The 18,292-nt window shown below is 69.1% G+C and carries 25 protein-coding genes; 24 read left to right on the plus strand and 1 reads right to left on the minus strand.

The features are described 5' to 3' along the window. The 7 genes from JAO81_RS38385 to JAO81_RS38415 all read left to right on the plus strand — a co-directional run. A partial coding sequence (locus JAO81_RS38385) for a DNA translocase FtsK (protein WP_374194406.1) occupies positions 1-165 on the plus strand: 165 nt, incomplete at its 5' end. A gap of 45 nt (positions 166-210) precedes the next feature. Then, a complete protein-coding gene (locus tag JAO81_RS38390; RefSeq protein ID WP_199552634.1) occupies positions 211-633 on the plus strand; it encodes an RNase adapter RapZ in 423 nt (140 codons plus the stop codon). After that, a complete protein-coding gene (locus tag JAO81_RS38395; protein WP_307814141.1) occupies positions 626-838 on the plus strand; it encodes a hypothetical protein in 213 nt (70 codons plus the stop codon). The genes JAO81_RS38390 and JAO81_RS38395 overlap by 8 nt, the downstream gene beginning before the upstream one ends. Further along, positions 835-1,551 (plus strand): hypothetical protein, encoded by a 717-nt coding sequence (locus tag JAO81_RS38400; RefSeq protein ID WP_199552635.1) that lies wholly within the window; start codon positions 835-837, stop codon positions 1,549-1,551. Before JAO81_RS38395 ends, JAO81_RS38400 begins: the two co-directional genes overlap by 4 nt. 86 nt (positions 1,552-1,637) lie before the next feature. Beyond that, a complete protein-coding gene (locus tag JAO81_RS38405; RefSeq protein WP_199552636.1) occupies positions 1,638-2,144 on the plus strand; it encodes a hypothetical protein in 507 nt (168 codons plus the stop codon). Between the two features lie 78 nt (positions 2,145-2,222). Beyond that, the gene (locus tag JAO81_RS38410; protein WP_199552637.1) at positions 2,223-2,660 is read left to right on the plus strand and encodes a hypothetical protein; all 438 of its coding nucleotides are present in this window, start codon (positions 2,223-2,225) and stop codon (positions 2,658-2,660) included. 128 nt (positions 2,661-2,788) lie between these two features. Continuing rightward, complete coding sequence (locus tag JAO81_RS38415) at positions 2,789-3,982, plus strand: N-6 DNA methylase (protein WP_199552638.1); 1,194 nt, start codon at positions 2,789-2,791, stop codon at positions 3,980-3,982. Between the two features lie 172 nt (positions 3,983-4,154). Here the strand turns inward: JAO81_RS38415 and JAO81_RS38420 are convergent, their stop codons facing one another. After that, positions 4,155-4,724, minus strand: coding sequence for a hypothetical protein (locus JAO81_RS38420; RefSeq protein WP_199552639.1), 570 nt, complete (start codon positions 4,722-4,724; stop codon positions 4,155-4,157). A 524-nt stretch (positions 4,725-5,248) separates the two neighbouring features. Between JAO81_RS38420 and JAO81_RS38425 the strand changes: the two genes are divergently transcribed. From JAO81_RS38425 to JAO81_RS38505, 17 genes are all read left to right on the plus strand, one after another. After that, a complete protein-coding gene (locus JAO81_RS38425; protein WP_199552640.1) occupies positions 5,249-6,292 on the plus strand; it encodes a hypothetical protein in 1,044 nt (347 codons plus the stop codon). Continuing rightward, entirely contained in the window at positions 6,285-6,974 is a 690-nt protein-coding gene (locus JAO81_RS38430; RefSeq protein ID WP_199552641.1) for a hypothetical protein, read from the plus strand. Before JAO81_RS38425 ends, JAO81_RS38430 begins: the two co-directional genes overlap by 8 nt. Before the next feature lie 23 nt (positions 6,975-6,997). Next, on the plus strand, positions 6,998-7,534 hold the full coding sequence (locus JAO81_RS38435; RefSeq protein ID WP_199552642.1) for a hypothetical protein: 537 nt from the start codon (positions 6,998-7,000) through the stop codon (positions 7,532-7,534). A 333-nt stretch (positions 7,535-7,867) separates the two neighbouring features. After that, complete coding sequence (gene iscB / locus JAO81_RS38440; RefSeq protein WP_307814143.1) at positions 7,868-9,265, plus strand: RNA-guided endonuclease IscB; 1,398 nt, start codon at positions 7,868-7,870, stop codon at positions 9,263-9,265. 109 nt (positions 9,266-9,374) lie between these two features. After that, entirely contained in the window at positions 9,375-10,166 is a 792-nt protein-coding gene (locus JAO81_RS38445; protein ID WP_199552644.1) for a hypothetical protein, read from the plus strand. Between the two features lie 301 nt (positions 10,167-10,467). Continuing rightward, positions 10,468-10,842 carry a hypothetical protein gene (locus JAO81_RS38450; protein ID WP_199552645.1) on the plus strand — a complete coding sequence of 125 codons (375 nt, stop codon included), beginning with the start codon at positions 10,468-10,470 and terminating at the stop codon, positions 10,840-10,842. A gap of 479 nt (positions 10,843-11,321) precedes the next feature. Beyond that, entirely contained in the window at positions 11,322-11,696 is a 375-nt protein-coding gene (locus JAO81_RS43820; RefSeq protein WP_199552646.1) for a WhiB family transcriptional regulator, read from the plus strand. Between the two features lie 42 nt (positions 11,697-11,738). Continuing rightward, positions 11,739-12,089 carry a hypothetical protein gene (locus JAO81_RS38460; protein WP_199552647.1) on the plus strand — a complete coding sequence of 117 codons (351 nt, stop codon included), beginning with the start codon at positions 11,739-11,741 and terminating at the stop codon, positions 12,087-12,089. 108 nt (positions 12,090-12,197) lie between these two features. After that, the gene (locus JAO81_RS38465) at positions 12,198-12,566 is read left to right on the plus strand and encodes a hypothetical protein (protein ID WP_199552648.1); all 369 of its coding nucleotides are present in this window, start codon (positions 12,198-12,200) and stop codon (positions 12,564-12,566) included. Positions 12,567-12,574: 8 nt separating this feature from the next. Then, positions 12,575-13,441 carry a histone-like nucleoid-structuring protein Lsr2 gene (locus tag JAO81_RS43825; RefSeq protein WP_199552649.1) on the plus strand — a complete coding sequence of 289 codons (867 nt, stop codon included), beginning with the start codon at positions 12,575-12,577 and terminating at the stop codon, positions 13,439-13,441. Beyond that, positions 13,441-14,172: a hypothetical protein gene (locus tag JAO81_RS38475; protein ID WP_199552650.1), complete on the plus strand. Its 732-nt coding sequence runs from the start codon at positions 13,441-13,443 to the stop codon at positions 14,170-14,172. The genes JAO81_RS43825 and JAO81_RS38475 overlap by 1 nt, the downstream gene beginning before the upstream one ends. A gap of 156 nt (positions 14,173-14,328) precedes the next feature. Next, complete coding sequence (locus JAO81_RS38480) at positions 14,329-14,883, plus strand: hypothetical protein (protein ID WP_199552651.1); 555 nt, start codon at positions 14,329-14,331, stop codon at positions 14,881-14,883. After that, positions 14,880-15,251, plus strand: a complete 372-nt coding sequence (locus tag JAO81_RS38485) for a hypothetical protein (RefSeq protein WP_199552652.1) — start codon at positions 14,880-14,882, stop codon at positions 15,249-15,251. Before JAO81_RS38480 ends, JAO81_RS38485 begins: the two co-directional genes overlap by 4 nt. Continuing rightward, positions 15,248-15,796 (plus strand): hypothetical protein, encoded by a 549-nt coding sequence (locus JAO81_RS38490; RefSeq protein ID WP_199552653.1) that lies wholly within the window; start codon positions 15,248-15,250, stop codon positions 15,794-15,796. Before JAO81_RS38485 ends, JAO81_RS38490 begins: the two co-directional genes overlap by 4 nt. A 52-nt stretch (positions 15,797-15,848) precedes the next feature. Next, positions 15,849-16,568, plus strand: coding sequence for a hypothetical protein (locus tag JAO81_RS38495; protein ID WP_199552654.1), 720 nt, complete (start codon positions 15,849-15,851; stop codon positions 16,566-16,568). Further along, positions 16,565-16,777 (plus strand): hypothetical protein, encoded by a 213-nt coding sequence (locus tag JAO81_RS38500; protein WP_199552655.1) that lies wholly within the window; start codon positions 16,565-16,567, stop codon positions 16,775-16,777. The genes JAO81_RS38495 and JAO81_RS38500 overlap by 4 nt, the downstream gene beginning before the upstream one ends. A 532-nt stretch (positions 16,778-17,309) precedes the next feature. After that, the gene (locus JAO81_RS38505) at positions 17,310-18,095 is read left to right on the plus strand and encodes a hypothetical protein (protein ID WP_199552656.1); all 786 of its coding nucleotides are present in this window, start codon (positions 17,310-17,312) and stop codon (positions 18,093-18,095) included. Positions 18,096-18,292: the final 197 nt, after the last annotated feature.

Consider the following 18,292-nt stretch of genomic DNA (forward strand, 5'->3'; position numbering starts at 1 on the left):
GCGGGGCGCCTGATGGACCTGATGGAGTCGCGGAACATCGTCGGACCCAGCGAGGGCTCGAAAGCCCGGGACGTTCTGATCAAGCCTGACGACCTCGACGAAGCCCTCATCGCACTCCGCGAAGCCCACTCCAGCACGGCCGTGGCACACGACAACCACGCGTGAAATCCCCTACGTCACCGGCCGGTTCAGAACCTGGGAGGCCACCAAATGAACATCGTCATCACCTCCTTCGGGCACCTCCATGGCCCGATACCCGACGGCGCGCACATCGTCGTCGACCTTCGCTTCCACTTCCGCGATCCGCACTGGGACACCCGCCTTCGCCCCCTGACTGCGTACGACCGCCGGGTCATCAGGGCCGTGCGACGAACGCCCGGTATCCGCCGACTGGTTCGCGCGACCGCCCGTCAGGCGAACGCCTACGCCCACGGCCCCAGCGCCACCCAGCACGAACTGCTCATCGTGGTCGGCTGCGCCGGCGGCCGCCACCGCGCTGGTGTCGCGGCTTACCTGCTGGCCCGGCGCCTGCGCCGCCGCGGCCACCACGTCCGACTCCACCACCGAGATCTCCACCGGCCCGTCGTCCACCGGACTGCAGGGCCCGCGAAGCCGGAGACCTGCGGTGGCTGAGGCCATGGAGCGCCGTGCGCTCTCGCTGCAGGACTTCCAGGCCGTCCACACCGAGCCCGGCGACCGCGACGACTACGACCTCCCCGACCACCTGCGGTGCCGCCGCTGCGGGCTCTTCCTGCCCACAGGCGACCGACCCACCCTCGCCGACCTCAACGAACACGCCCTCGACCACGAGTGCCTGACCGAAAGGGCCAGACCGTGAACGACACGTTCCTGCCCCGCGACATCCAGATCATGGTCGACGACCTCACCCAGGACGCCGGCCAGGCCCCCACCGTCACGCGCACCAGCCCCCTGTTCTTCCTGCTGGAACTCGCAGGCGACCGGGTCGCCCTCACTATCACCTGGCGGCGCTCCAGCGTCGGCAAGTGGAAGTGGAACAACTCCACCCTCGCCATCGACGGCCAGCAGCGCGAACTCGCCCAGGACTACGACGACTTCATCCGAATCTGGAACACCCCGGATAAAGCCGCCGACCCGGCCGACCCGCCCGACCCGGCCGTCCTGCCCCAGCTCACGCCCCTGCCGGACGACACCGACATACCGCGCATCATCGTCAACATCCGCGACACCCTTGTCCGCCGTGCACGGAACACCGCCGAGACGACCGCATACATCGCCGCGACCGAACGCGGCTACACCATGGTCGCCGACGGGCCCAAAGGCCACGTTCGCCTCCACTACACCTGCCGGAACGGCACATGGCGTCTCGACCCCACCCTGCCCTTCCAGGTGATCGACCGTGACGGAGCCGACCAGACTTCCGAGTTCGCCGGCGACCTCGAGGCAGCGCTCCTCGCCCTGTTCGGCGTGATTGTCCCGGCGCCCACCAGTACCCCGAAGGCCCGTGGCCCGCGCGCGGCCGCCGTCACCAACTCCGTCGCCGTGCGCCGCAGCACCGTCATCCGGATCTGAGCACCCCCCATCGCAGTCGGCTGGCCACAGCACCGATGCGGCCCGCCGCCCCGCCTTGCGACCCATTCAAGATCAGGAGATTCACCATGCACCGTCCTGCCGTCTTCGCCGCGATCCTCGGCCTGACCCGCGCCGCGAGCGCAGTCGGGGACTTCTGGATCCAGTCCGACTTCTGCGCCCGCGTGAAGGGCGCCTCCGACAACTCCCCGGTCACCTACGAAGACCCCGCCACCGGCGAGAAGACGACCCACGGCACGGCCGACGGCCGAAAAGCGTGCCTCCACCACTGCCTGACCTACACCGCCACACAAGCGCTCGTCGCCGGAGCCGGCGCCCGTGCGCTCGGGATCCGAGTCCACCCGGCCGCCGCTGCGGCCGCGCTCGCCGTGTCCTTCGGCACCCACTACGCCGCAGACCGCCGCGTGCCGGGCACGGGCCTGCTGGAGCAGCTCGCCACCAAGACCGGCAAGGGCGGCTTCTACAAGCTGACCTCGTATGGAATGAACGGCGCCTTCCACCTGGACAGCGCATGGCACCACGGCTGCGAGACCGTCGCCGCACTCATCGCCACCACGAAGGCATCCACCCGCTGACGATCCCGACCGGCGAACTCCCCTACCCCCAAAGGGAGTTGGCGCCCGCCCACGACTCGACCGCTTCTAGGAGGCGATATGTCCAGCGAACTCGAAGGCGGCGACTGGATCCGCGGTATCACGATCCGTCAGCCGTGGGCCACCTGCATCCTCGCTGACAAGCGCACGGAAAACCGCCCGGCCAACTGGCCCTGGCGAGATTGGGTCCTTCTGCACGCCGGAAAGACGCTGGACCGCACGGCGCTGCGCTCTCCGCTGGTCGCCACCGCGATCACCGACCGCGAACTCCACCCGGGAACCGTCATCGGCGTTGCCCGGCTCATCGACTGCCACCTGGACCAAGGGCCCCAGCAGTGCACCAGTCCCTGGGCACAGCGCGACGTTCACCACCTGGTCCTTGCCGACGTTCAAGAGCTCGCGCTGCCTGTTCCCGCGACCGGCGCGCTGCCCGCCTGGAAGCCGAAGCAGCAACTCGTGGACCAGATCCTCCACCAACTGCCCCACCTACGGCCGTGATCGACGAGACCCGCAAGACGCCGCGCCCCGAGCCGGGCTTCCGCCCATCGCCCGGCGCATTGACGGCCGCGGCCCACGCCCTGGCAGGGGAGGCTCCCGGGCCGGAAGGCCAGCGGCAAATCATGCGCATGGCCGTCAACGCCGTCGCCATCGCGCGCGGCATGCCCACCCCCTGGCCAGTCGACCTTCCCGACGACCAGGTTCAGCGCATCACCAAGCGGCTCCTGGACCTCGGCGACCTCGCCAAGTGGCAGGCCGCAGAGCTCGGATCCCTGCGTGAAGCGCTCCTGGACGGCGCGACCAGGGATGCGGCCGGCGCCTGGTACACCCCACCCGAGATCGCCAAGTCCCTGACCCGCGCCGCACTCAGTGAGATCACCGACCTGAACCTGGACGACGACGTCGCCGACGTCCTGGCGCTGTCCGTCCTTGACCCGGCCTGCGGAGCGGGCGTCTTCCTCATCGAGGCCGCCCGCCTCCTCGCCCACGCCTACGCAGCCCTGCTGTACGGCACCCAGCAACCCGCCCCGCTCACGGTGCGTACTGTCATGGCGGACGTCATGGCCGCGTGCATCTACGGCATCGACACGGATCCGATCGCGGTCGAACTCGCCAAGTCCGTGTGCTGGCTGGAGACATCCGGGCAGGTCCCGATCACCTGGCTCGACGTCAACATCGTGGTCGGTAACGCCCTCGACGGCGATGTTCCTTCCGGTCTGGCCCGCCGTCTTGGCGACGCCGGACCCTTGGCGATCGTCGGGAATCCGCCTTACCGGGACAAGGCGAAGGGCTCAGCACCCTGGATCGAGGCCCGGCGGCCCGGACCGCGAGGTGACCGGCTGACGGATGAGCTGTGGAGACCGAGTCTCGACGAGTTCCGGCAACCAGGGCAGGGCCGCAGCGAGTACGTGCTGTCGAATCTGTATGTGTTCTTCTGGCGCTGGGCGCTGTGGCGGGCCTTCGAGACCCGCCTCCACACCGGGGTCGTCGCCTTCCTCACGCCCAGAGCGTGGATCACGGCACCGGCGTTCGGCGGGATGCGCGCGTTCATGCGCATCGTGGCGGACCGCGGGCTGGTCATCGACCTCTCCCCCGAGGGCAAAGCACCTCCCACCGCCACGCGGATCTTCCCCGGGGTGACGCTGCCGCTGTGCGCCGCACTGTTCACCCGGTGGGACGGCCCGCATCCGGACATACCCGCCACCGTCCAGTGCGCGAAGGTCAAAGGATCGCGGCAGGACAAATTCCGTCAGGTCGAGGAGCTCCTGTTCTCCCGCTCCGACGACACGGCCGACAGCGCCGTGACCGAAGAGCAGCGGTAACTACGCGCCCGACCACCCCTCGCGCGCCGCCCACCGGCGGCGTGCCCAACCCGAGACGCCCGGAGCGGCCGTCGGCCGCAGAGCCCGGCCGCTCCCGACGCACGTTTCCGCACCAAACCGGCCGTGGTCGGGGTGCTGGTCGGCCCGACCAGCACCCCGACCCAACGACCCCTCAGTCGATCCGCCGAGTTCCCTGTAGGTTCCAGAGCTTGTCGCCCTCGCCGTCCTCGTCGTAGTTGTACGTGACCGTTCCGTCCGCGCTCCAGGTGCTGGTGCGGCTATGTGAGTACACGGGGATGTCGCAGTAGAACTCGCCGCCGCCGAAGCTGCCGTTGATCAGTCCGCGGTAGTCGCAGTGCTCGGCTTGGTAGGTGGTGTCCGCGCCATTGACGTACTGCTCCAGACGGACTGTGAGCAGGAAGCCGTCGAAGTGACGGTCGCCGTCCGCGTTGCTGCCTGCTCCGCCTGCTCCGCTCCACCAGATGGTGCCGTCCACCCGGTAGTCGCCGTCGTAGGAGACACAGAGCTTGACCCAGACCTGCGGGCTGGCCGTGAACTGGGTGTTGAAGGTCTTTGCAGTCGTCGTGCAGGCCGGGCCGTCATCGGCGGCGTGCGCCGGGGTCGCGGCCAGTCCGGTGAGGGCCACCAACGAAAGCCCCACCGCGGCCGCACGTGCCCTCGCACGCAACCGTGCCCGCATGCGCCTGCCGGAGGTTGAGCCGAACACGGAACGATTGGTCATGAGTTCCCCCTGAGTGGTCGCATACAACGACCTGGCCACCCTGACACCACGATTCCGGCGACCCGGGGAGTTTGCATCAGGATGCAAACTCGACGCCGGCGGGCTCGCGCGCACGGTCCGATGGACTGCCGACGGCCCCGCGACCGAGCGCCCTACGACACGTCAGATTCCCTTCCATCAGCCCCGTTCCTGCGCGGGAGTTACTCGGTCAGGTCGCGCCTCGAAACAAGGGCAGGTCCACCCCAGATGTCCCCGAGCGGCTGCCAGCCGATGAGCCCGGCCGCTCCGGGATGCACATGTGTGCCCCAACTGGCCGTGGTCGGGGTGCTGGTCGGCCCGACCAGCACCCCGACCCCCGCTTCTTAACCGGACCGTGACACCTGGTCCGGGCCCATGGTCGGCCTACCGGTCCGGCCTGCGCGCTCCACTCGACGGTGAGGCAGCGAGCCCTCCTCGCCGCGTGCACGGCGTGCTACCCACCCTGTTCCGTCTCGCGCCCCGAGGGCGCTAAGGAGATCTCTAACGTGCCCGTCATCATCAACGCACACCAGCTTGGCCGCCTGCTCGATCGAACGGTGGAGCACATCGGCGACGAGTTCGAGGAGCGGCTGTACGGCATCCGTCTCGAAACCGACGACACCTTCCTGCACGTGATCGCCTCCGACAGGGCCACGCTCGCGGTCGCCCGCTACCGGCACCAGCAGCAGGACGGGACCCCGCTGGCCCATACGATCCCCGGCTCCGCACTGACACCGCTCCGCGAATGGATCACCGCGCAGCACGGCAGTGCCCCGGTCACCATCGCCGCACACGACGACACCGCGCGGCTTCGGTTCACCGCCCCCTCCAGCGATCTCGGCATCGCCGTCACACCGGGCCTGGAGTTCTTCGACTGGCGCGCCGTGGTCCGTCGCATTCTCGAACAGCCCGCCGCCAGCGACCCGTTCCCGGTCCTCGACATGCGGCTGCTGAAGCGGTTCCACAGCACCGGCGACACGGTCCGCTTCAAGATCACCGGCGATCGTCAGGCGGTGCAGATCGTCGCTGAGGACTTCATCGGTGCGCAGATCCCGATGACCGAACGCCGCGCGGCGGCCTTTGCCCAGACCATCCCCAGCACCGTCGATGACATGTGGAGCAACTGGCAGCAGACTCTCTCCGCTGCCGAGCCGGTCACCCTGCACGACGCGATCCCCGCCACCGAAGACCGGCCGAGCTGGGAGGACAGCGCCGACTTCACCGACACCACCGGCGAGCTGCTCAAGCAAGTTCTGCGCAACACGCACACGCTGGTCGAAGGCGACGACGACAGCATGAAGTTGAGGACAGCCCGCGCGGTGAACGGCGTGATGGCCTGGCAGGCGTACCGGTTCCTCGTGGCCCTGCACACCGCCGACCCGCGCCTGGCCGTGAACCTCCTCGCGGAGACCGCGGATGAGCTCGACTGTGGCGAGATCGGCCTGATGGCGTGGGACGCGGCCGAGCAGGCCGGCCACGAACCCGACGCGTGGCAGGCCGAGTTCGAGGCGAAGCACGCCGTGCGGCCGGCGGTGGCAGCCGATGCGTAACCATCCGGACGTCGACAACGAGGGCCTTCCCGCCGCCGGTTCGATCGAGGAGGAGTTCGCCCGCCGGGTCACCCGGATCAACGGGTACCTGATCGAGCGCGGCATCCCGCTCACCGCCCCCGAGCTCCCCCGCCAACACAGCGACGACCCGTGGGGTGCGCCGTACGGGAGTCTCGACCGCAGCACGCTCGCCTGGTGCACCGCGGTCCTCCTGCTGGCCCTGCACCACGACACCCCCATCGAAATGCAGATCCCCGCCGCAGACGCGGTCCTGCGCGAGTCCGGGGTCGCCGGCCTGCGCCAGCTTCACCGCGACCTGCACGGTGGCGCCCCAGTCGACTACGAGTACATCCGCTGCCCGTACTGCTCCGGCACGATGTTCGACCCCGCGCCCGTGTCCTGCCAGGAGACGGGCTGTCTCCACTACCTCCACGGCATCGAGCACGACCACTACTGCCCCGTGTGCTGGGGCGTGGACTACCAGCCCGAAATCCTCCTCCCTGAGCGCAGGGAGTACGTCGCGAAGCTCTTCGCCGAGGCGCTCCTGATAGCGGGAGCGCGGCGACGCAGGCGCTGGCCGCGCAGTCCTGCACGGACCGGCAAGACCAGCCGACGAGCGCGCCACCGTACGCGTCCGCCGGGCGACGAGCACGCACCCTCCACTTCGGACACGGCGACCTGATCTATCAGAAGGGACCACCCACCATGACCGATGTCCTCACCCCTCCCGATCTCGCCACCATCGATGTCGAGGTGCCGGATCCGTTGAGTCAACTCCTGAACATCGCCAAGCAGGCGCCGGCTCCCTCACCCGAGCAGGAACGCGACACTGCCAGCCTCACCGCAGCCGACCACGTCTACGAGCACTACACCAAGACCCTCGGAGAGGCCTTCTGCGAGGCCTTCGACTGGCACGGCCTGCCGTCCATACCCGCCCGCGACCTCGAACCCAGCGCGATCGCCGAACTGCGCGACGGCAGCTGGCTCCACCACACGGTGGACACCTCCTACGACGGCAGCGTGCGGCACATCCTGACGCTGCTCGTGCCCTACGACTGCGGCTGCGGCTACCGCGACATCGTGCTGCGCGGCGAGGACCACCTGATCACCGTGCTGAAGACGTACGGGCCCGGCGACCGCGTGGCAGCGACGTGCGACGCGCCCAGCGGCGCGATCCCGCACCGGCATCCGCCGGTCAACGGACCGCACTGCGGCTGCGGGTGTGGCAGGCGGAGCGCCTGACGGCTCCCCGCGACGTCCCAACCCCCGAGTCTCAGCCGGGCGTTGGGGCGTGGCGGTGGACCGGGCAGTCGGCCCGCTCCTCTTCGACCTGGAGAAGCCCGTAACGGGATCCCCCTCCTGAAGGAGGGGGCTTTCAGCCCGGCGGGCTGAGGGCCGCCGTTGCCAGCACCAGCCAACAACGCATTTTGGAGGTGAACGAAGTTGGCTACGTTTCACGTACGACAGAAGATCAACAGCGCTGTGCTTCCTCAGCAGCTCTCCCTTGAATTCGACGCAGCAGACACTCCCCGGATCGGGACCGAAACGGGCGTCGAAGGCCGTAAGGCACCGAGCGTGGAACATGTGCGAGAGGAGATTCCAGGCAGTACACCTGCTGCCGGGAGCGTCACCCTCCAGCCCTCCGGGGCTGGGGAGAAGCCGCGTGAGCGGCACCCCTTCGTGTTCGTACTCGACAAGCACCACAAGCCGTTGCAGCCCACCAGCCCGGCCAGGGCACGCCAGTTACTCAAGAAGGGGCGGGCGGTTGTCCACCGTCACACCCCGTTCGTCATCCGGCTCAAAGACCGCACCATCACCCAGTCCGAGGTGGGCGGCGTAGAGCTGGGTATCGACCCCGGCAGCAAGCACACCGGTATCGCCATGTTCACCGCGAAGGGCGGGGAGCGGCGGGGCCGGTACAGCATCCAGCTCGATCACCGGGGCGCGCTGATCCGCAAGAAGCTGGAGCAGCGCGCCGCCTACCGCAGGGGACGGCGCTCCCGGAACCTGCGCTATCGCGCCCCCCGCTTCTCCAACCGCACGAAGCCGAAGGGCTGGCTGGCCCCGTCCCTCAACCACCGTGTGCGCACCACCATGTCCTGGACGGACCGGCTCACCCGCTGGGCCCCTGTGCGGGCCGTGCACGTCGAGCGGGTCGCGTTCGACACCCATGCCCTCAGCGCGGGCAAGCCGTTGGACGGCGTCGAGTACCAGCAGGGCACGTTGCATGGCTACGAGGTCCGGGAATACCTCCTCACCAAGTTCGGACGGGCCTGCGTCTACTGCGGGATCACAGACGTGCCGCTGAACATCGACCACGTTCATCCCCGTAGCCGGGGCGGCTCCGACCGGGTCTCCAACCTGGTCCTGGCCTGCATCCCCTGCAACGAGCGCAAGTCGAACCGCCCGGTGGAGGAGTTCGCACCCAAACGCGCCGCTGACATCCTCAAGAAGGCCAAGGCCCCGCTGCGGGACGCGGCAGCGGTCAACTCCACCCGGTGGGCACTTTGGCGCGCCCTGGACCGCCTGCTGCCCACCCACACGGCCAGCGGGGGCCGGACGAAGTGGAACCGGACCCGCAACGGTCTGTCGAAGTCGCACACCCTGGACGCCCTGGCCGTGGGCAAGCTCGACCGCATCACAGAAACCGTCACCACGGTCCTCGTCGCCGGCTGTACGGGGCGCGGCCAGCACTGCCGGACCCGTACCGACAAACACGGATTCCCCCGCCTGCCGAGGCAGAAGCAGTTTTTCGGCTTCCAGACCGGAGACCTCGTCCGAGTTGTCGTTCCCACGGGCACGTACGCCGGGACTCATATTGGCCGGGTCGCTGTCCGGGCCACCGGCAGCTTCGCGGTCCGCACCGCACACGGTCTGGCCACCGCCCGGCATCGGTACTTCACGGTGCTGCAACGGTCCGACGGCTACGCCTACACCACCCAACCTGAGGGGGCTTCTGCGGCGGCGCAGTAGGTGGACGCCGATCCGCCCTGGCGGCGAATCGGCTCTTCCTGCCCTGCTCCGCAGGGGCTCCAGTTCCTCCCCTGGCTGAAGCCAGGGGGTATCCCTGGAGGAAAGCCTGATGACGACACACCAACCCGCATGGCGGCGCCCGCTCTTCAACTCCGCCCTGGTCGGCTTGCTTGATGCGACGGGCATGGTCGGCGCCCTCGGTGTCGGTATGACCCTCGGCCACCTCGCGTACGACCGAGCTCCCGACCGGTACGGTCACAGCGGCCACCTGGCCGCGGGGATCGCCGCCGGTCTGCTCTCCGCGATCACCACGGAGGCGCTGGCCAGCGCGGTCACCGAACCCTGGCAGCGCGCCCTGATCACCGTGCCCCGCACCTCCGAGACGGCCGGCCCGCCGGTCGACGAGACGGACCTACGCCAGCACATCGCCGCGTCCGCCGCCTCCAACGCTGCCTCCCGCGCGGCCACCGGCTGGAGCTGGGGCGCCTACGGTGACCCGAACCCGCACATGGACCGCGAGCGGTGGTGCGGGTTCGAGGACGGCACTGCCGTCCTCTACCTGCGCCCCGGCACTTACCTGCGGTTCCAGCCCGACCACATCCGGGTGGGCACACCGCGCTCGGCCACCTGGCATGGCGAGTACACCTTGGAAACCGGCGATGCCTTGAAGACCGGCGATGCGGACGAGGACACGCACACCACCGTCGTGACCGACCCCGCCCACCTCCTGGCCCTGCTCTTCCCCGAGCCGGAACCCGCCACGTCCCAGGAGGCAGGCGCGCCGACCGACGACGCCACGCAGCTGGAGCCCCATAGACCGCTGCACGCCGCGGACGGCGAGGCCGACGAGCACACCGGCACGCGAAGCGACACGTCCGCCGCTCCGGTTCCCGCCACCTGAACACGGTCGCCGTCCACCCGGTTGAGCCCGCCCGCCCACCGCCTCGCAGCGAATGGAGCCGACCGTGCCCGTACTGCACTTCCCGTCACTCAGCACACCGGCGCGAGCCGCCGGCCCGCCGGAGTCTCCGATCTGGGCACTTCAACGACGCCTCGATCAACTGGGGCCGCCCGGCCGGGGTGCACCGCGCGCGGCAGAGCCGGACACGACGCGGGAGGACCACGCTCGCGAGCATGCGCAGGAGGCCTCGGGCACGGCCCACTCGGACCTTGCCGGCCTGTTCCCGAACACCCTCTTCGCCGTGATCACCGCCGACGCGTGGCGCGGCTACCCGGCGCAGGACCTCTACCGGGTGGAGACCGCAGCCGTCGTATACCTCGGCCCTCCCGACAGCACCTGCGGATGGTGGCTGCTCCACGATCGCCGACTGCGCATCCACCAAGGATTGATCAGCACCTTCATCCTCGTCACACCCTGCAGCTGCGGCAGCTACACCTCCACGGAACTTCCCGATGAGGACACACTCCGCACCGTTCTGGCAGACCTGACCACCCCGCTCGGTGCACCCGTCGCCTGCACACACCCACCGCTCGCACACCAGGGCAACCACGTAGCCGTCGGGTGGGAGACGCCAACGCCTGGCCTCATCATCCGGCGGTACCTCTCATCGACCTGACGGGGACCAGTCAGCGCCGGTACGGCACACCGCGCACCGTGACCCCGAGGACACCTCAGTCACGGCACTGCAGGCGCCCTGTCGACTAACTCCCGGCCGCGCCACGGCAGTTCATCGCGTCCGTCCGTCCCGCTTACATGCACCGACCACTGATCACAGACGACTACGCCCTTGCTTCACGTAGTCCCGAGCCCCGAGGAGAGCCTCATGCCCCGATCTCCCAACCAACGCGCACGCCTCACCTCCGCGGTCAGAGCGCGAACCGCCAAGAAGCGCCCGCCACTGCCGAAACGCGGTCCCAGTCACCGCTGCGGGCCCTGCGGCACCGGCTGGCGCGGCGCGGAAAGCGACTGCCCCTGGTGCGGCAACCCCGCTACCGACTCACACCCGCACCCCCGCGCGGCACTACAGGTCCTGCTCCGCACCGTCGTACCGGCCCATTCCGACATAGCGGAGCCGAGCCCGAAGGGATCGACACGGTGAAAGCCAAACCGCCTGACATCCTCACCGACACGATCGTCCGCCGGCCGAGGCTGACTGGCACGGAGCCATGCACCAGGACCGAGGCCAAGGTCCAGTTCTTCCACGCCAGTTACGACACTCGACGCCCGGAGGTACAGGCGGCTCTGCGGGCCTGCCGCCGCTGCCCGCTGAACGCCGAATGCAACATCTGGGCCCTCGCCCGCCCGGAGCAGGTTTCCGACGGCATCTTCGGCGGGACCACCCCACGCCAGCGCCTCACCCAACGCAGGCAACTCGTCGACCGCTGCGGCGATGAAGCAGCCGTCGAGAACGTTCTGCGCCGCGCCTACCAGCAGGCCGTCCACCGGCGCACCCGCAACACAAACCCATGAACATCCGTACAACCCGCCCGCGTTCGCGTCCGGGAGGCTGGCATGTCCGATGACCGACCGCAGGAGCCGCACCAGGACAACGCCGCGTGCGAGCGGCTGATGGCCGAGGGCATTCCCACCGGCACCTTCGGAAACGCCCGGCCACCGCAGCCGGCCGCGCGCCGCCCCGCGCCTCCCGCCCGCCCGCGAACCGCTGCCCGTGCGGCCGTCAGCGACAGCACCGGGCAGACCGCGCGCCCCATCCGGCCGTGGACCCCCGAGGAACAGGCAGCCCATTACGCCGAGCTCATGGCCGGCCTCTACCCCGCAAGGCGCAGCAAGTCGGCCGAGGCTCCTCAGCCCTCCGAGCCTGCAGAGCCCCACCTCCGCCTCATCCACACCAGGGCCTCGTAGACCACCCGGCACCGCGGCCCACATGGCTCTGGTCGTTCAGAGCCGCGGCAGCACCGCCATGTGCCGGCCCGGCACTCATCAATGCCACAACAGATCAAGGAACCGAAAATGATCACTCGACCGAAGGGCGAAGCCCCGATACCCCCTCACTCCACTGCACCGGGTCGCCTCACCGCGCAACAGGCCTTCGCCCTGACCTTGCTTCGCGACGGCCACGCCCCGCGCTGGATCAAGCAGTACACCGGGGTCGCACCCGGGATTCTGATCCAGCGCGCCCTGGAGTACGACATCGCCGCTCCCCACGGCACCCTCGCGGCTGTCCTCCTGCACGACGCCGCAGACGAGGAGCAGTGCGGGGCCTGCGAGAAGGTCCGCGCGAGTACACAGGCCCGTGCCCTCGCCGCTCAGCGACGCAAGATCACCCCGACGGAGCGAGCCGCGCACCTGCAGCGGCACCGCAAGCACGCGGCCGCGTAGGAGGGCACGTGTTCACCGATGTGAAAGAGGCCCTCTCATGCGAGGCCCTCGAACTCAGTCCCCTTGCGGCAGACCAGCACACGGCCGCTTCGCAGGTGGTCGCCCACAACGCCCGCAGCAAGGACGACCTCGCCGACCTCCTGGACGCCCTCGGGTTGCCCTGCGCCGACGACGACCTGACAGCACTCCTCCCCCTCCTCACCAGCCCTGCCCCCTCGACCGGAGGTCCTATGCCCGCCAACGACTACATCCAGAAGGCCGCCACCAGGCTCACCAACGGGGAGCGTCCCGAGGATGTCCGCCAATCCCTCGGCCTCTCCGAGGACGAGGTTGCCGAGGCCACCCAGCTCGCGGCGGCCATGACGGCTCCTCGCGCGCGCTCGGTGCGACAGGACGCCGGGACCATGGCGGGAGCCGCCGCCCCCCCACCCCGCGCTGCGACGGACTCCGCTGGGGGCCCCGACCTGCTGGAGTGGGCCGACCACCACCCGTTGGCCACCATCCGCAAGCTGGCCGCCCGCATCCGAAAGGACCGCGCCGAGCTGCTCGCACGCCGCGCCGACGAGGACGCCCAGCGCGAGGCAGAGGAGCGCGTCACCCAGGCCAAAGCCGAACTCGATGCCGCGCAGGCACTGTTGCGCGCGCTCAAGAGCGGAGCGCGTACGACCGCGGCCGGACCCGACGATCTCGCCTCCCGGCGGCGCGGGGCGACACCGGCTTCAACCAGCAAGCGCAGCAAGGAAGAGTTGAACGCCATCCGGACCTGGGGCCGTACCAACGGCTACCCGGTCGCCGATCGGGGAACTCCTTCCAAGAGCGTCCTCGACGCATACGACGCCGCCCACCACCGCACCTCCCTGGCGGAGGCGGGCTGATGGACGACATACCAATTGCCCTGGACGGATTCCTCGTCAACCCCGCCGAACCCGGCTCCCACGACGGATCCGCCTGCTGGCGTCTGAACTGCTCGGCCACCACCGACCACTTGGTCGAAGAGGCAGTCATCCCCTGCACCACCGCGGACCCGCAGATCGCGGACGCCCTTCTCACAGATCGGCACCCCGGCGATCTCCTGCGCGTCACCGGAGCCCTCACGCTCCCGGACGCTGCCGCCGGGATCATCCAACTCCACGTCCGCACCGTCAGCGTCCTAAGCGAGGCGCCGCACATGGATCACCAGGACAACGAGGACGACGCGGAAAACACCCAGCGCGGCCAAGCGATCACCGCCCTTGCGGACGCCCTCACCAACCTCAGCGGCGCAACACCCGGCCCCGAACCCAAGATCCGCGTCTACCTCGGCCCCGTCGGACCTCACGGATCGGGCCTGGAACAGCGTCGCAACATCGACCTCACTCCAGCCCTGGCCTTCCAACTCGCCGGCGCCGCGAAGGAACTGACCACGGAGACCGAGACCGAACCCGGGTGCACCACCGTCGACCCGGAAACCGCAGCCGAGTTGACCCAGCTCTTCGACCGCATCAACTTGCTCGATCTGACCAACGCCGTCCTCAAGAACACCCGGCCTGAGAACAAACCCGATGTCCTCGAGGCCATGGACGACATGCTCCCCGACGTACCTGGCTTCGGAGACATCGATCCCTAGGCCACGGCGCCCTCACACCGCGTCCATGGGCGCGACCCCTCGGCCTTGCCCTGCCCTCCGAACGCCTACACGTCCGCGGGCAGGCAAGGCCCTCACCCTCCGCGCCACGACCGTGGGCGCCTGAGCCAACACTTCCTTCTCCGCCTGGAGCGCTGTATGAACACCCACGCCTTCAGCGACCACCTCAGCCCGGCACAGGTCGACCAGCTCCGCGCCACCCTGACCCACGAGATCGTCGGAACCAACGCGCAGCCCACACCCCTCGCCCAAGACGCCCTCGCGTTCCAGGAGCTACGCCGAATCACCAAAATGGCGCGCCCCGCAGTGAACGACGAGCTCCTGGAGGACGACAGCCCCGGGACGCTGATCCGATACGTCCGCCACCTCGTGGCCACCGACACCCATCGCGGGCTCCGCTACTTCCGGGCTGGGCACCGCGAAAGCGGCATCCCGCTCGAGCGCTACACCACCGCGGCAGAAGCCCGCCGGCACTGCGAAGCGGTCGTGCGTCGCGAACACCCTCACGCCCAGCTCACCATGCGCTGGCACGAGACCCGGGAACCTGACGAGCACACCTTGGACGCGGAGCGCCTGTACGACGCCGAGCTCACGGTCACCCTCCACGGCCAGCAGCCTCCCGACTGTCACACGGGATACGCCGTCACCGAGATCGAGATCGCCACGCTCTACGACCCCGAGGCCGACGAATGAGGGTGGCCCAACGCGGCGCGGCGCACAAGACGCAGGACGCTGCGCTCTTCGACATCCCCGAACCTACGCCTGGGTTCGTGTGGGGCGAGGACGTCTGTATGTGGCACCTCGACGACCCACCTCCCCCGGCCCGGCACCGCACGATCATCGCTGTCGACCTGATGCATCCGCGCTGGTGGAAGTACGGCTCGCTTCCTGACAGAGGCCTTCGCGGGGCCGGCGGCGGAGGCGTCCGGCTCTACAAGGTCGGCGCTCCCGTCTGTGAGGAGCACATCGCCGAGTACCCCGAGAAGCATGACGCCTCCGATCGGCGCTTCGGACTCATCATTCATTTCGCCCCGAACAGTCCCAAGGAGCAGGAGAAGTGACCTATCCCCCGCCGGACGACCGTCTGCGCCACCTGCTCGCTCAGCACATCAATTCCCGCGTCACCAGCTGGAACCTTGCCTTCGCGATCGCCGGTGATCTCGTCCACGCCCCGGAGGTCCGCGCCGAGCTTGACCGCATCGCCACGGCGCACAGCGCGGGCCAGCCGTGTGGCGACCGCACCTGCACGCCGTGCGCGGCGACCGACTCCCGCACTGCAGAAGGCACTCCGGTGGCCGTCGCATGGACCACCAGCATCCAGGTGTCCGTACTCCCCGAAGACAACATCAACCGGAAGTTCTTCACGATCAACGTGGAATACCGCGGAGCCAACCGCTGGGCCGTCGCCCGACACGGCGAATGCCTGAGCATCGGCGAAACGTGGGAGCACGAGCCCACTTCGAGTGAGCGGGACGAGGCCTGGCTCGCCACTCACCGCTTCGACCTCGCCACGGCACTCCACCTCGCGAAGCAGACGGCTCCCCACCTCTGCGTCAACGGCGAGACCGCCGTTGACTCCTACCGCCGTACCCAGGCAACTACCTGACCGGCGCCCGCCGGACACCGCACCTCCCCCTACCTCTATCCAGGAGACGTTGATGACCAACCATTCATCCGGACCCGCCTGCGGCAACAATCCGAACTACCGACTCAGCGACGGCGACCAGGCGGTCGTCGATGAGTTCCGGGCGTTTCTCGTCGCCGGCGTGATCGACGCACCGCCAGCCCTCTGGGCCCAGCTGGTGGAGTGGCAGCCGTCGGCCGCGGCTGCCCTCGCCCTGTACGTACGCGGCCTCCCCGACGACTGGGCGCAGCGGGTCTTTGGCGTCGGCCGTCCGGATGCCGCGCTCGCTCTGCCAGCTGGAGCAGCCGGCGAGCAATACGCCGACCGCGCACCGGAGATAGCGCCCCCGGACAGGAATGCCGATTGCGAGCGGTGCCCCGCCTGCCAGGAGAACAACGACGAACTATGCCGGTACCACGACGGGCATCTCACCGCGGACAACGCCGCGGGCCGCGCTCTCCTCGATGCGGTGAAGGCCCAGCCGGATATCACGCTGCGCCAGTACGTGCGATGGCAGGCGGACGTCGCTGATGCCGTCGACCAGGGGTGGGAGCCACCCGACCTGCCCACGCCCTCGAACCCCGCCAGCCGCGACACCGCCCTTCAAACGGCCGCAGCGAGCGAGCATCTGGAAGAACGAGGCCGCGGCGACGATGAAACCGGTCAAGGCGCCGCATCTGGCGGCGCCAGCAGCGACACTGTGGTCCAACACGCCAGCGAACCAGCCGCGCCGAAGGGGGAGCCGACCTCGTGAACGTCCCCAACACCCGCGAAGACTTGATCTACCACGGTGTCCAGCTGCCCTCCGGCGGATCCGTGATCGAAGTCGAATCCCTGGACGGGCAACCGCGCGGCATCATCGCCCACATCGCCTACCACTCACCCACCGGGATGGGCTGGGGCTATGCCGGATCCGGCCGCGGACTGTGCTCGCTCTCTGCTGATCGCCGCCCTTGGCGGTGACGATGCCCTCTGCGGACTCTGTAACGGCACCCGCAAGGTCGTTTACGACCCGGATCGCGACCGGGAGCTTCCCTACGTTCGGGAACGGGCCGACGCTTACAACCCCGAGCTCGTCATGGACTGCCTTCACCAGTGCAGCGACGGCTACCGTCGCCTGCCGTACATGGACTTCAAGTTCGAGATCATCGCCGGGCTCGACCGGGAGTGGAGAATGCGACGCAGTGAGATCCTCGACTGGCTCGCTGCGCACCAGGCGACCACGGAGGCCTGAGCGACCTGCAGTGGCCTTTCGCATCTCGCACGACGCCTTGGGCCCTTCTCCTGAACACCGCGTCGATCGGGCCGGCTGCGCTGTGGCTCCACACCCAGCGTGCTCGGCCGTGCCAGCTGTAGGCCGCCGCAACTGTGATGGGTGATCAGAGTGCCGATGACCTGCATGTTTCGAGGATCGATGGGCAAGGGGTTGGATGGGATCCGCGGACCCCCATCTGACCCCCGGCAACAGAGTGTTGCCCATTCTCGAAGGACGGCGATGGAGCAGAAGGAACCACCCAAGCCGCTACGCCCGAGGGCACTGGACACCCCGCGCCTCCAGCGCCTCATGGAGCGCTTCGCTCAACGGCACACCACGGCCGACAATCCACGGCGCGATGAGTTCCCCGACATCCAAGCTCCGGGCGCCGAGTTGGCCGTCGTCGTCTTCGCCCGCACCCATAAGAGAGCACTCCCCCGCCTCGCCCGCCGAGCGGAAGCCATCGATCGCCTCGTGCTTGTCCAGCAACTCCGCCGGATCCTCGACGAGGAGGAACTCGCTGCCCTCCAGGACGGGAACGCGGCCGGCGCCAGGTGGCGCCAACTCGGCGACCCGCTCGGCATCCGCACGAAGAACGGCACCGTGCAGCGGATGCAGCGCCTGCGCGTCGCTGTGGAGCTCGGGCCATCCGCGTTGCGTGAACCCGCAGTCCTGCGCGCCCATGAGAGGGGCGAGACCGGCGACGACGCCAGCCGGTCCCGATGGATCGGTGTGCACCATCTCCGCGTTCGGGAGGCGGCCGCCGATCTCCTGCATCACCGAGCCTCCCTGGCCACCGACGAGGTCGCCGACGACTGGCTCGACGACATGTCTGACCTTCTGGAGCGAGCCGTGGAGCCGAGCGTCGAAGCCAGCCTCATCACGCATCTGCGCTTCGCTCTCGAGGAGGTCGACCGAGTCGCCGCTGAGAACGGCGTGTCCGCCTCGGCGTCCGCGGACTGTGAGGCCGCGCGAAGGGCAGCAAGTCGACTTGTCGGCGGTTACCGCAGGCGCAGCGCCCCGTAGAGGGGATGCGGCCCCTCCGGCTGGGGAGTTTCGTCGACGAAACTCCCCAGCCAGGCTGGAGTCCCAGCGTGCGCGGTGCGACGTGTGCGGCCGATCGCCGCCGCTCGTGCAACTCCTGGGGCTTCGTATACCGAAGCAGCGCTGCGCTCGGCCGGGGGTAGTTTCGTCGACGGAACTACCCAAAGGCGGGGGGCAAG

Source organism: Streptomyces sp. N35 (genome assembly GCF_016464295.1).
GTDB lineage: Bacteria > Actinomycetota > Actinomycetes > Streptomycetales > Streptomycetaceae > Streptomyces.

Bases quoted from the DNA above. Each gene is read 5' to 3' on its own strand.
- JAO81_RS38435 (WP_199552642.1), top strand. From the start codon at position 6,998: ATGACCGATGTCCTCACCCCTCCCGATCTCGCCACCATCGATGTCGAG.
- JAO81_RS38420 (WP_199552639.1), bottom strand. From the start codon at position 4,724: ATGACCAATCGTTCCGTGTTCGGCTCAACCTCCGGCAGGCGCATGCGG.
- JAO81_RS38475 (WP_199552650.1), top strand. From the start codon at position 13,441: ATGGACGACATACCAATTGCCCTGGACGGATTCCTCGTCAACCCCGCC.
- JAO81_RS38430 (WP_199552641.1), top strand. From the start codon at position 6,285: ATGCGTAACCATCCGGACGTCGACAACGAGGGCCTTCCCGCCGCCGGT.
- JAO81_RS38495 (WP_199552654.1), top strand. From the start codon at position 15,849: ATGACCAACCATTCATCCGGACCCGCCTGCGGCAACAATCCGAACTAC.
- JAO81_RS38485 (WP_199552652.1), top strand. From the start codon at position 14,880: ATGAGGGTGGCCCAACGCGGCGCGGCGCACAAGACGCAGGACGCTGCG.
- JAO81_RS38445 (WP_199552644.1), top strand. From the start codon at position 9,375: ATGACGACACACCAACCCGCATGGCGGCGCCCGCTCTTCAACTCCGCC.
- JAO81_RS38390 (WP_199552634.1), top strand. From the start codon at position 211: ATGAACATCGTCATCACCTCCTTCGGGCACCTCCATGGCCCGATACCC.
- JAO81_RS38465 (WP_199552648.1), top strand. From the start codon at position 12,198: ATGATCACTCGACCGAAGGGCGAAGCCCCGATACCCCCTCACTCCACT.
- JAO81_RS38410 (WP_199552637.1), top strand. From the start codon at position 2,223: ATGTCCAGCGAACTCGAAGGCGGCGACTGGATCCGCGGTATCACGATC.
- JAO81_RS38480 (WP_199552651.1), top strand. From the start codon at position 14,329: ATGAACACCCACGCCTTCAGCGACCACCTCAGCCCGGCACAGGTCGAC.
- JAO81_RS38460 (WP_199552647.1), top strand. From the start codon at position 11,739: ATGTCCGATGACCGACCGCAGGAGCCGCACCAGGACAACGCCGCGTGC.
- JAO81_RS38405 (WP_199552636.1), top strand. From the start codon at position 1,638: ATGCACCGTCCTGCCGTCTTCGCCGCGATCCTCGGCCTGACCCGCGCC.
- JAO81_RS38415 (WP_199552638.1), top strand. From the start codon at position 2,789: ATGGCCGTCAACGCCGTCGCCATCGCGCGCGGCATGCCCACCCCCTGG.
- JAO81_RS38505 (WP_199552656.1), top strand. From the start codon at position 17,310: ATGGAGCAGAAGGAACCACCCAAGCCGCTACGCCCGAGGGCACTGGAC.